Source organism: Desulfobulbaceae bacterium (assembly GCA_015231515.1).
GTDB lineage: Bacteria > Desulfobacterota > Desulfobulbia > Desulfobulbales > VMSU01 > JADGBM01.
Map to the genome: position 1 here is coordinate 1 of JADGBM010000085.1, position 12,759 is coordinate 12,759.

General features: G+C 43.7%; 9 protein-coding genes and 2 rRNA genes. All 11 read left to right on the top strand.

What is annotated here, in order from left to right:
- Positions 1-127, top strand: a 23S ribosomal RNA gene (locus HQK80_12080); the annotation flags it as partial.
- Positions 128-378: 251 nt separating this feature from the next.
- A 5S ribosomal RNA gene (gene rrf / locus HQK80_12085) occupies positions 379-495 on the top strand.
- Between the two features lie 242 nt (positions 496-737).
- Entirely contained in the window at positions 738-2,990 is a 2,253-nt protein-coding gene (locus tag HQK80_12090; GenBank protein ID MBF0222944.1) for an aconitate hydratase, read from the top strand.
- A 6-nt stretch (positions 2,991-2,996) separates the two neighbouring features.
- Entirely contained in the window at positions 2,997-3,971 is a 975-nt protein-coding gene (locus HQK80_12095; protein MBF0222945.1) for an NTP transferase domain-containing protein, read from the top strand.
- Between the two features lie 100 nt (positions 3,972-4,071).
- Positions 4,072-4,404, top strand: a complete 333-nt coding sequence (gene zapB / locus HQK80_12100) for a cell division protein ZapB (GenBank protein MBF0222946.1) — start codon at positions 4,072-4,074, stop codon at positions 4,402-4,404.
- A gap of 151 nt (positions 4,405-4,555) precedes the next feature.
- Entirely contained in the window at positions 4,556-4,831 is a 276-nt protein-coding gene (locus tag HQK80_12105; GenBank protein ID MBF0222947.1) for a cell division protein ZapA, read from the top strand.
- 680 nt (positions 4,832-5,511) lie between these two features.
- Positions 5,512-7,077, top strand: a complete 1,566-nt coding sequence (gene rny / locus HQK80_12110; protein ID MBF0222948.1) for a ribonuclease Y — start codon at positions 5,512-5,514, stop codon at positions 7,075-7,077.
- An 80-nt stretch (positions 7,078-7,157) separates the two neighbouring features.
- A complete protein-coding gene (locus HQK80_12115; GenBank protein ID MBF0222949.1) occupies positions 7,158-8,369 on the top strand; it encodes a tyrosine--tRNA ligase in 1,212 nt (403 codons plus the stop codon).
- Between the two features lie 122 nt (positions 8,370-8,491).
- Positions 8,492-9,781: an adenosylmethionine--8-amino-7-oxononanoate transaminase gene (gene bioA / locus HQK80_12120; protein ID MBF0222950.1), complete on the top strand. Its 1,290-nt coding sequence runs from the start codon at positions 8,492-8,494 to the stop codon at positions 9,779-9,781.
- Positions 9,778-11,460, top strand: coding sequence for a B12-binding domain-containing radical SAM protein (locus HQK80_12125; protein ID MBF0222951.1), 1,683 nt, complete (start codon positions 9,778-9,780; stop codon positions 11,458-11,460). Before bioA ends, HQK80_12125 begins: the two co-directional genes overlap by 4 nt.
- A gap of 498 nt (positions 11,461-11,958) precedes the next feature.
- Positions 11,959-12,726 carry a class I SAM-dependent methyltransferase gene (locus HQK80_12130; protein ID MBF0222952.1) on the top strand — a complete coding sequence of 256 codons (768 nt, stop codon included), beginning with the start codon at positions 11,959-11,961 and terminating at the stop codon, positions 12,724-12,726.
- The last annotated feature ends 33 nt before the right edge of the window (positions 12,727-12,759 follow it).

Genomic DNA, 12,759 nt, shown 5'->3' on the forward strand with positions numbered 1-12,759 from the left:
AGATAAGATTTCCCGTGGGGTAACCCACCTGAAGGCTCGTCGAAGACTACGACGTTGATAGGCTAGGTGTGGAAGTGTGGTAACACATGGAGCTAACTAGTACTAATCAGCCGTGCGGCTTGGTCATAACTTTTTTTATATATTATTAGCAAAAAATAAACTAAACACTTACGCTTACTATTCAGTTATCGATGTTTTAATGTGTTAACTGGTTGAATTGAAAAAATGTTAACTAGTGAAAACGAGTTAACCAATCAACCAATTAACCAATATATGTAGTACATGTTTCATGTAATCTGATTGGTTCATGAAACACAAAAAGTTTTACGGATTACACAACAATCCGTGAAACTTAAATTTTTAGAAAAAATTTAAGTTTTCGGTGGTCTTAGCGAAGAGGTCACACCCGTTCCCATCCCGAACACGGAAGTTAAGCTCTTTAGCGCCGATGGTACTGCATGGGTGACTGTGTGGGAGAGTAGGTCACTGCCGAATTTATTTTAGAGGGCTTTATCCTTGAAAAAGGATAAAGCCCTTTTTTTTTGTGCCTGTCAGAGTGTACTTTCTTGGAGGTGTAATTCCACTTTATACCAGATAGGAAAACATGTGAGCAGGACGTTACGGGCAATAGTATTGTTCCGCATTTAATCGTTTATTTTATATTGTTTTACTCTTTCTTTACTGCTAGATTTAGAAATTTGAATTTCCATGAAAAATGCCGTCTTTGGAGGGAAGTAATGATTCGTGATTTTGACATGATTAAGAGAGTTTATGAGGGGATGGGTGCAAAACAAGACTCTGCCCGTAAGCTTTTTGGCCGACCTTTGACCTTATCCGAGAAGATTCTGGTGGCACATCTAGCCCATGATCTTACTGAGGTGCCCGAGCGTCACAAAACCTATGTAATGCTGAACCCCGATCGTGTGGCAATGCAGGATGCCACCGCCCAAATGGCCTTATTACAGTTTGTACAGTCGGGTTGTAAACAGGTTGCTGTCCCTTCGACAGTTCATTGTGACCATCTGATTACCGCCCAAAAGGGCAACAATAATGACCTTCCTGTCGCGATAGAAAAAAATAAGGAGGTGTATGCCTTTTTACGATCAGTATCAAGTAAGTATGGCATCGGCTTCTGGGGCCCCGGCAGTGGGATTATTCATCAAATAATTATAGAGAACTATGCATTTCCAGGCGGCCTTTTAATCGGTACCGACTCTCATACTCCTAATGCTGGTGGTCTTGGCATGATCTCTGTTGGGGTTGGGGGGGCAGATGCAGTCGATGTAATGGCCGGCATGGATTGGGAACTTTCATGGCCCGGTGTTATCGGGGTCAAATTAACTGGAAGTCTCAAGGGTTGGGCAGCTCCTAAAGATGTAATTTTGCGTCTTCTTGATATTTTGACTGTCAAGGGTGGTACTGGTAAAATAATTGAGTATTTTGGGCCTGGTGTTTCATCTCTGAGTTGTACGGGGAAGGCAACTATAACAAATATGGGGGCTGAGCTTGGAGCCACCAATTCGGTTTTTCCGTATGATCAGAAAATGGCAGAGTATTTGATTGCAACTGAGCGAGAGGAACTCGCAGAGTTGGCTAACCAGTACAAGGCTCAGTTGACCGCTGACATCCAGGTATACGATAATCCTGAACAATACTACGATCGGATTATTGAAATTGACCTTGATACGTTGGAACCTTATGTAGTTGGCCCTTTTTCTCCAGATCTTGCTCACCCTGTTTCCAGGATGAAAGAAGACGCCGCGAAAGAGGGGTATCCGGAAGAGTTAAAGGTCGGCTTGATTGGTAGTTGTACGAATTCTTCGTATGAGGACATCGGCAAGGCCGCTGATGTGGCAAGGCAGGCACTCGCCAATGGTTTGACAGCCAAGAGTCGTTTTTTTATTAGTCCCGGCTCTGAGCAGATCAGGGCTACTGTTGAGCGAGATGGGCTGCTCGACCCCTTACGGTCAATCGGAGGTGTTGTCTTGGCTAATGCCTGCGGACCTTGCATTGGGCAATGGCAACGAATGGATTTTACTTCAAATGAAAAAAATTCGATTATTACGTCATTTAATCGCAATTTTAAGAGCAGAGCTGATGGGAATCCTTCAACCCTTGCTTTTATAGGTAGTCCTGAAATGGTTACTGCGATGGTAATTGCCGGTAAGATAACCTTCGATCCCAGTGTTGACACGATTGATGGAGTGAAATTGACTCCCCCTATTGCTGAGTCTTTGCCTGTTCATGGTTTTGATGCCGGCAAGAACACCTATGAGGCACCATCAACAAATCCTGATTCGGTTCAGGTTGAGGTTGATCCGGCCAGTGATAGACTACAACTGCTTGCGCCTTTTGAGCCCTGGGATGGCTATGATTTTACGGATCTTGTGGTCCTGCTTAAAGCTGATGGTAAATGTACCACGGATCATATTTCACCTGCAGGTTCGTGGCTTCGTTTTCGAGGGCATTTGGATAACATCTCTGACAACATGTTTATTGGCGCTGCTAATGTGTTTGCCCAGGAAGCTGGTAAAGGGGTCAATGTTCTTACCGGCGAAAAGGAGGTAGGCTTATCGAGTATAGCTCGTGATTATAAAGCCAAGGGACAGTCCTGGGTCTCCATCGGTGATGAGAACTATGGTGAAGGGTCCAGCCGAGAACATGCTGCCATGGAGCCAAGGTTTCTTGGCATAAAGGCTGTTATTGTCAGAAGCTTTGCCCGTATTCATGAGACGAATTTAAAGAAGCAGGGTGTATTGCCTATGACATTTGCTGATCCTGCAGATTATGACAAAATCAGGTTTGATGATCGTATCAGTATCAAAGGTATTACACTGCTGAAGCCAGGAACTCAATTGTCTGTTGAACTAACGCACAGCGATGGGACGACTGAAATGTTTCCGGTGAATCATTCCATGTCCGAACAGCAGATTGAGTGGTTTAAGGCCGGTTCGGCCTTGAATATGATTGCAGCGCAGAAGAAGGATTAGTCGACAATGTCTGGAGATGTTTTTGCAGTTGTGCTTGCCGCCGGCAAGGGAACTCGAATGAAGTCTGATATGGCCAAGGTATTACACGTGGTTTTTTTTGCACCTATGGTAAATCATGTGATTGACATGTTGCAACAGATTACCCTTGAGAAAATCGTAGTTGTTACTGGTCACCAGCATAAAAGAGTGGAAGAGTCACTGTCTCATTACGATGTTGTATTTGCCAGGCAAAAAGAGCAGTTGGGAACAGGGCATGCTGTGCTTTCTGCTCAACCGTATCTCCGCTCAGGAAAAGGTACTGTTCTAATTTTGTGTGGGGATACACCTCTCGTTAAGGCGGAGACCTTGAAGTCGATGCTTGCTGAACATGAATCTAAAGGGGCTGCTCTCTCGGTGATGACTACCATTTTGTCGGACCCGACAAATTATGGTAGAGTTATTACAGATGATTCTGGTTCAGTTCTGAAAATTGTTGAAGAAAAAGATGCCTCAGTTGATGAGCGATTGGTACAAGAGGTTAATGCCGGCATTTACTGCGTTGAGCTGGATTTTTTATTCGGTGCCCTTCAAAAGGTCGGTACGGACAATGCCCAAGGGGAAGTCTATTTGACTGATATTGTGCAGATAGCCTGCAATGAGGGTAGGCAGGTGACCAAGTTTTTATGTGGGGATCCCCTTGAAATTACAGGGGTTAATTCTCGTGTGGAGTTGGCGGTTGCGCACAAGATACTGCAGCAACGTCGCAACCGTGATCTCATGCTTCAAGGAATAAGTATGTATGATCCTGAAACTACCTGCATAGAGCCCTCTGTTTCTGTTGGCCAAGATACGTTGATATATGGTAATTGTCATTTGTCAGGCGCGACGACTATCGGAGCTGGTGTAACGATTGAACCCTTCGTGAACTTACACGATCGTACTATTGGTGATGGGTGTCTTGTCAAGTCATTTACCTATGCGACTGGGAACCATTTAGCCTGATAAATAAATCAAATACGTTGCTTTATTGTCTGATTGTAATAAATACCTTCAGTTGGTAAATATTAAGTGACGACCTGTTAGAACTTATGGAGATATACTTATGGAAAAAGAAACATTATCAAAACTAGAAACCGTGGTTCAGAAAATGCTCGGCAATATAGACCAATTAAAAAAAGAGAACTCCTCTTTGAATTCACAACTACAGGAAAAATTGCTGAAAATTGATGAATTGGAAAACAGAATTTCTGCTGTGACCAGTGATCAGAATGATATCAGTACAAGAGTTTCAAGTTTGATAGAATCAATTGAAGAGTGGGAAAGTATTTATGACGTAGATACCCCGGAATCCGTTTTGGAGGCAAAGCTACCATCAACTGCTGGTGCGAATTCAGTTCCCAAGAAGGAATCCTCCCTCTTTGAAATTGGGGATTAGGTTTGACTGGTTCCTTTACAGTCAACGAGATCTCTGTGTAAATGTGAGTGTTTGGATGTATCTACCACGTAACTTAATGTTTTTGCGAATTGTCTAAAATATATTGCCAGTGCATAATTATTCTGGTAACTGAGTGTAAAGGTCTGTTATTTTGGAACGTTTAGTTACATTTGAAGTATTGGGTCAGGAGTACCCTCTTCATACCGATGCACCGGAAGAAGATGTCAGGGAAATTCTTGATTTAGTTCGAAATCAAATCGAGCACCATTCAAAATCAGCAAAGATGTTGCCTGCCAAAGTTGCTGTGCTTGTAAGCTTGAACATGGCAGGTAAGTACGTGAAGTTGAAGAGAGATCTAGAGAAACTTCGGGTACAAGAAAATCATGAGATTGACAGAATAGTGAATCAGATCGAGTCTTCACTGTAACCGGTTTCCCCTGCTGTGTTTGTGATCATCAGCAATTATGAGCCGTTTCTGATATAGAGGGTGCCTCCGCTGTCTCCGGATAGAATTTGAGCATCTAATTCTTAGAAAGGGACATGAGTATTGCCCACCTAACTTTAGTTAGGTTCAAATTAACTGTTGACACGACATTGGCGGGGGATTTTATTGTTTTAACCAGTCTATTTGCTCTTTGGCCTGTTAGTATCAGGGAAGTGAATAGGTTGATTTTATATATGGGGGGCAGTTTTTATGTCCTTGAGTTTTGAAAGTTATTATAATTGCACTCAAATAGTGGCCTGTTTTCAATGCTAAGCATGAACTGTCTTTCAGAAACTGTGAGTTTTTTGATTTAGTCGTTGGACATTATTTGGTATACATTTTTACAGAATATGATGATGGTATTTAAACATTGCAATAGTAATTTAATCTTTTTACAGATGCCTTTTTTTGTGTAGATTCCAATACGCAAAGAGTGTTGTAAAATAACTTTCTTAATTCCCACACCCCTTTGGTTTAGCAGGTAAGTAAACCATTCCCCCCCGTTTTATAAATCACGTAATTTGCGTCTTTGGGCTTTTGTATTAAAAAAACAAGTTGTTGAATGCTTCACTCGTTGAAGGTGATAGTGTTTTACGAATCAATATATAATTTTATTATAAGGAATAATCGTGGAGACTTTAACTATATTGGTCGGAATTGCCGCAATTGTCATTGGTCTGGTTGGTGGCATCTTAGTTCAAAAACGCCTGTCTGCGTCCAGTAAAGAAAATGCTGAAGCCCAGGGTAAAAAGTTTATTGAAGATGCTCTGGCTGAGGCAGATCGTATCAAAAAAGATACCCTGCTAAAAGCCAAAGACGAAGCTTACAAGTATAAGCAGGAAGTTGAACTGGAGACCAAGCAGCGCAGTTCAGAGCTGAAGAAAGAAGAGAAACGTTTCAGTCAGAAACTTGAACAAATTGAAAGCAAGATTGATTTGCTCGATAAGCGTGAGACAGAACTTCTTAAAAATGAAAAGGCATTTTCTGTTCAAGAAAATTCAATTATACAGCGGAGAAAAGAGGCCGAGGCCTTAATCGACGAACAGCGTACAAAACTCGAAAATATCGCAGGTATTTCCCGTGAAGAAGCGCAGAAACGACTGGTGGAAAGTATTGCCAGTCAGGCAAAAATGGAGGCTGCCAAGGAAATAGTCAAGATCGAAAATGAGATGAAGATCACAGCCGATCGAAAAGCAAAAAATATTCTGGCCTTGGCTATGTCACGATATGCTGGTGAATATGTTGCGGAGAAAACAGTGTCGATCGTCCCCCTTCCCAACGAGGAGATGAAAGGTCGAATTATTGGTCGTGAGGGGCGCAATATCAGGGCGATTGAGGCAGCTACCGGCATAGATATAATTATCGACGATACTCCGGAGGCCGTTATCTTATCCGGCTTCAACCCAGTTCGTCGTGAAATTGCCAGACAATCAATGGAACGTTTAATCTCTGACGGACGAATTCATCCGGCACGAATTGAAGAGATTGTCGAGAAAGTCAGCGCCGAGATGGATGTGACGCTTCGTGAGGCTGGTGAACAGGCAACTTTTGATGTTGGTGTTCATGGTGTTCATAGCGAGATTGTGATGCTTTTAGGGCGTTTGAAATACCGAACAAGCTACGGACAAAGCGTTATGCTGCACTCTTTAGAGGTTGCCTTCCTGTGTGGTATCATGGCAGCTGAGCTTGGCCTGGATGTTAAGCAGGCCAAACGAGCCGGCCTTTTACATGATATCGGCAAGGCCGTTGATCACGAAGTTGAAGGCTCACATGCCATAATCGGACGGGATCTTGCTAAGAAATACGGCGAGGCCCCTGAGATTGTCCATGCCATTGGCGCTCATCATGAGGATCTGGAACCAGAAAGTGTCCTCGATATTTTGGTGCAGTCAGCTGATGCCTTATCAGGAGCACGACCTGGGGCGCGCCGAGAAATGCTGGAATCGTATGTCAAACGCTTGGAAGACCTGGAAGAGCTGGCTAACAGCTTTGAAGGTGTTGAAAAATCGTTTGCCATTCAGGCTGGACGAGAGGTTCGGATTATCGTCGACAGCAATAAGGTTAAAGATGTTGAAACAACGATGCTAGGCAAGGATATTGCCCAGAAAATTGAAGAAAATATGACCTATCCCGGCCAGATCAAGGTTACGGTTATTCGAGAAACACGTTCGGTTGAATATGCTAAGTAACGTTAGTTGGTAAACGAAAGGCAGGATAAGAAAACTCCAGCCGGCCTGAGGCAGGATAAAGTAAGGAAGGAATAAAAAAAGTGAAGTCAGTTAAGGAACAGATAGCCCTCATAGAACGCGGGGTTTCAGATTTTATATCGAAAGAAGAGTTAGAGAAAAAACTCACAAAATCAATTGAGAGCGGCAAGCCTCTTAGGATTAAAGCAGGTTTTGATCCGACTGCACCTGATTTGCATCTTGGGCATACCGTCCTTATTCAAAAGCTAAAACATTTTCAGGACCTGGGGCATCAGGTTCTTTTTTTGATTGGTGATTTTACCGGGATGATAGGTGATCCGACCGGAAAATCCGAAACGAGAAAGGCCCTTACTCGTGAAGATGTGGCTCATAATGCTGAAACCTACAAGGGTCAGATTTTCAAAATCCTTGATCCTCAAAAGACCAAGGTTGTATTTAATAGTGAGTGGCTTGGCAAGCTAACCTCCTATGATATGATAAAATTAGCTTCTCAGCTTACAGTGGCGCGTATGCTGGAAAGAGATGATTTTAAGAAGCGTTTCGAAAACCAACTGCCGATCAGCATTCATGAATTTATGTACCCACTTGTCCAGGGCTATGATTCTGTGGCCTTGGAAGCCGATGTCGAGCTGGGTGGTACTGATCAGTTGTTTAATCTGCTGATGGGGCGAGAACTTCAGAAATCTGCAGGGCAGGAGCCGCAGGTTGTGATTACCATGCCTTTGCTCGAAGGGCTTGACGGCGTCAATAAGATGAGCAAGTCCCTCGGTAATTATATTGGAATTACCGATTCAGCTGATGATATTTATGGCAAGGTTCTGTCAATCAGTGATGTCCTGATGTTTCGTTATTATAATCTGCTCAGTGATTTAACCGTACTAGAGATAGATCAGCTTAAACACGATATGGAGTCAGGTCAGATTCATCCGAAAGAGGTTAAGAAAAAACTTGCTCGTGAACTGACATCTCGTTACTACGGAGATGACGCTGCAGAGAAAGCCGAGCAGAATTTTGAGCGAGTTTTTCAAAATCATGGAATCCCAGACGATATTCCAGAGAAAATTTTTAGCGTCGGAGAGGATATCTGGCTTCCGAGGTTACTTGTTGATGCAGAGTTGGTTAATGGCACAGGTGAAGGCAGAAGAATGATCAATCAGAAAGCCGTTTCCATTGATGATGTTAAAATTACCGATGAGAATTATACTGTGCGTAGTACTGGCGAAATTCTCATCAAGGTTGGTAAGCGGAGATTCTGTAAGGTTGTCTTTAAATAACTATAGTAATAGCGAAAAATATAGATGTAGCTTGAAAAGGTGGTGCCGATTGGTGCTGCCTTTTTTTATGCCGTTTAAGTAAGTTATCTTTTATCTGAGGAGTTTTTGTGGATTTCGATGAAATGGTGCGGATAGATCAACAGCATTGTCTTCACCCCTATAGTTCGCCCTCGAAACCGGGTGTCAGCGTTCCTGTGGTTGGCGCAGAAGGGGTACGTCTCCTCCTGGCAGATGGGCGTGAACTTATTGATGGCATGGCTTCCTGGTGGTGCGTAATTCACGGATACAACCATCCTAAACTTAATCAGGCACTTCAAGACCAGATCTCCAAGATGTCGCATGTAATGTTTGGCGGTATCACCCATCCGCAGGCGCTTACACTCGCCAAAAAACTTGTAGATATTACGCCGGTTAAGTTGCAAAAGGTGTTTTTTAGTGACAGTGGTTCTGTGGCAGTGGAAGTTGCAATCAAGATGGCCATACAGTATTGGGCAGCACTTGGGAAATGCAATAAAAACAGAATGCTTACAGTTAGAAATGGCTATCATGGTGATACCTTTGGGGCCATGTCGGTTTGTGATCCGGTAACAGGCATGCACCATCTGTTTTCCGATATTGTTGTGAAGCAGTATTTTGCCGATGCACCCAAATGTAGATATGACAGTGTGTGGAATGAGGCTGATATAAAAAACTTCAAAGATATTTTAGAGAAGAATTATGAAAAAATAGCGGCTGTAATTCTTGAGCCTATTGTGCAAGGCGCTGGTGGTATGCGTTTCTATGCGCCGGAGTATCTTCGTCAGATCCGGCAGTTATGTGATGAGTACGATGTGTTGCTAATTGTTGATGAAATTGCAACAGGTTTTGGGCGCACAGGAAAACTGTTTGCCTGTGAACATGCCGGAGTGACTCCTGATATTATCTGTCTTGGTAAGGCAATTACCGGTGGTTATATGAGCTTTGCAGCAACAATGACAACCAATAAGGTCTGCGATGGTATAGGACGAAAAAACGGGGTATTTATGCATGGCCCTACCTTTATGGCTAATCCTTTAGCCTGTTCAGTTGCGAACGCCAGTATTGATCTTCTGTTGACCTATAACCTTCAACAAATGATTGGTGAAATTGAAAATGGGCTGGAGGAAGGGCTTGCACCATGTAGAGATATGCCCGGGGTATGTGATGTTCGGGTGCTGGGGGCAATTGGCGTGGTGGAAATGAAGAACTCTGTTGACTTGCCGAAAATTCAGGAGGAGTTTGTAAGGAGAGGGGTGTGGGTCAGGCCGTTTGGCCGGCTTATTTATTTGATGCCGCCCTTTGTTATCACAAGAAGTGAGCTTGAATTTCTGACGAAACAGGTAGTCGAAGTGGTTTCCTCTCTGGCTTCTTCTTCATCCCTTAATCGTCAATGAAAGTACTACTCATACAACCACCTATTCAGGATTTTTATGACACCGACATCAGGCTGCAACCCTTGGGCCTATGTTTCTTGAAAGCAGCACTGCATAAATACTGCCCCGATGTATCTGTGACAATTAAAGATTTTCATCATGGTTGGGGCCGAAAAACAATACCTCTTCCGCAAGAACTGCAGTACCTGAAAGAGTATTTCGAAAAACCCAACACTTCGCCGTTCTCTTCGTTTCACCAATACTATCACTTCGGTCTTTCCTTTGACAAAATAGCTGATGAGGTCATGAAAGAGAGTCCTGATCTGGTCGGCATTTCATCACTATTTTCACCCTACTTACGGGAGCTGCTCAGGTGTGCCGAGGCAATCAAAGCAAAAAGTAGTGCAATGATTGTCATTGGCGGCGGGCAGGCTTCCAGCTCACCGCATTTAATGCTCGGACATCGGGCTATTGACTTCGTGGTCATGGGTGAGGGTGAAAAACCACTCGTTGAGCTTGTTCAGAGTATGCTGTACGGGAAACCTGTCGAAGAGATCGGCAACCTTGGCTATAAAAAGGGGGGAGTTATCGTTGTTAATCCGAGAACAAAAAACTACGCATTTGACTCACTGCCAATCCCGGATTTTTCTGATCTATGCAAAACAAAATATCTTTATAAAAACCAGGCGCTTGCCTTTATTCAAAGCTCAAGAGGCTGCCCTCATCGTTGCTCCTTTTGTTCCGTCCATCAGGTATTTGGCCGCACATACCAGAAAAGGGGCATTGGCCAAATAATCAAGGAGATGGAACAGCGCTACCAGGATGGCATCCGGGTGTTTGACTTTGAAGATGACAATCTCACCCTTGACAGAAAACATATTCTAAATCTCTGCCGATCTATTCAAGATACTTTCGTCAACAGGCCGATATCACTGCTGGCCATGAATGGTATTTCATATAAAAATCTTGATTGGGAGATACTGGACGAGATGAAGAAAGCAGGGTTTTCCCGGCTTAATCTGGCCCTGGTGAGTGCCGATCAGAGCATTCTGACCGCTGTCAATCGGCCGCACACGGCGAGAGATTTGGAAAAAGTGATAGAGGATGCCTTTGCACTTGGTTTTGAACTGGAGGTACACCAGATAATTGGCTTGCCGGAAGAGACGCTTGCCAGCATGGCAAAAACCATGGCCTTCCTGGCTCGTTTGCCGGTGCTGATCGGGGTGTCGATATTTTACCTAACCCCGGGCACAGAGATTGCCTCACTGTTTCCGGAAATGGCTGAAGCGGATATTTTTAGATCCCGTTCAACTGCAATGGCACACCCAACCGATGAGTGCAGCAGAGAAGACCTTTTCACCCTGTTTACCACAGCCCGGATACTGAATTTTATAAAAGGAATAGATGTCAAGGATTCTGAAATAGACCTGGCGCGTTTCCTGGAAATTGCCGGGAGTGACGAGCGAAGCAGCATGGGAGTGGAGATTTTAATGAAACTGTTGGTAGAAAGAAAATTCTATAGAGTTAGCAAGGGTAGTTATACCGAGCATCAAAAGTTCAACTACGCAACTTTCGCAGCAGTCTGGAACTGCCTAGACTGGATTAGTACCCAAAACGGCAAAAAGATTGCCGTACGTAACTTCTCCAAAAATGGTGGTAAAACTCCTGGATCCCCGATAACGACATTCGGGGATCCATGATTTCGGCCAGTTAGAAGCTGAATACCCTATTAGAAGCACTCTCCGGGAATGACACTTTTGTGTTCAGCTAAAGATTAGCGCTAATCAGATTATTTATTGCATTCCTGTTGACAACATTAAAATATTGGGCAATAGTCGGTTTTGTGTGACGGGAAAACAATAGCTTTTTGCAGTTCTCATCGTGCCCTATCAGTACCATCGGCCCGTCGCTCACACACCGTGACCTCAAGAGAGGTTTGAATGTTTGGGGACAAGCAAGTAATAAGAGAGAGTACTGGGGGAGCAGCTCATCGATTGCCTTATGGCAGAATCGGTGCGAAAAACAGGTAGCTTTCCACCTTGGAGCACTAATATCGGAATAAGTGGAAAGTATTTTCCACTTTGCAGGATATATATCACAATATATGGAAAATTTCGTAATATATTACGGCCAATAGCATGGAAAATTTCCACTTATTGACAATGTTGGGCTTCCAGAAAAGAGAGGTAAAGTATCCTATGAAACAGTGGTACGAGTCGTTGTTTGACAATTACGCGAATAAATATGACCAGGAATGTTTTGTCCAAGGTACTGCCGGCGAATGCGATTTTATCGAACAGGAAATAGAGCGGAACAAAGCTCTAAGGATCATCGATATTGGCTGTGGCACCGGTCGGCATTCGATCGAATTGGCAAAACGAGGATATAGCCTGATTGGCGTTGATCTGTCCGAATCACAGCTAATAAGGGCAATGGAAAAAGCCAAGGAGGCGGGACTGACGATCAACTTCCAGAAGCAAGACGCCAGAAACCTTCCGTTCAGAGACGAATTTGATTTGGCGATTATGCTCTGTGAAGGCGGGTTCCCGTTGATGGAAACTGATGAAATGAATTTCGAGATTCTTAGGGCTGCCTCCCAAGCCCTAAAGAAAGACGGGAAGTTGATATTCACCACTTTGAACGGGCTATTTCCACTTTACCATTCAGTGGAACTGTTCTGCGCTGATGCAGGTAAGAAAGGCAACGCCACGTATAGAAGCAACACCTTCAATCTTATGACATTTCGGGATCACAACATCACTGCTATCGAAGACGATTCAGGAAATAGGAAAGAACTCACGTGCAACGAACGTTATTATGTCCCCAGTGAGATTTCGTGGCTCTTGAAGTCGCTTGGTTATATGACGATCGAAATCTTTGGCGCAAAACTTGGGGCTTACTCCAGGAATGATAGATTGACCACCGAGGATTTTGAAATGCTTGTAGTCGCAGACAAGAAGGGTTAGGCCCAACAAAGTGCTGCACCGGGCAGCAATTCC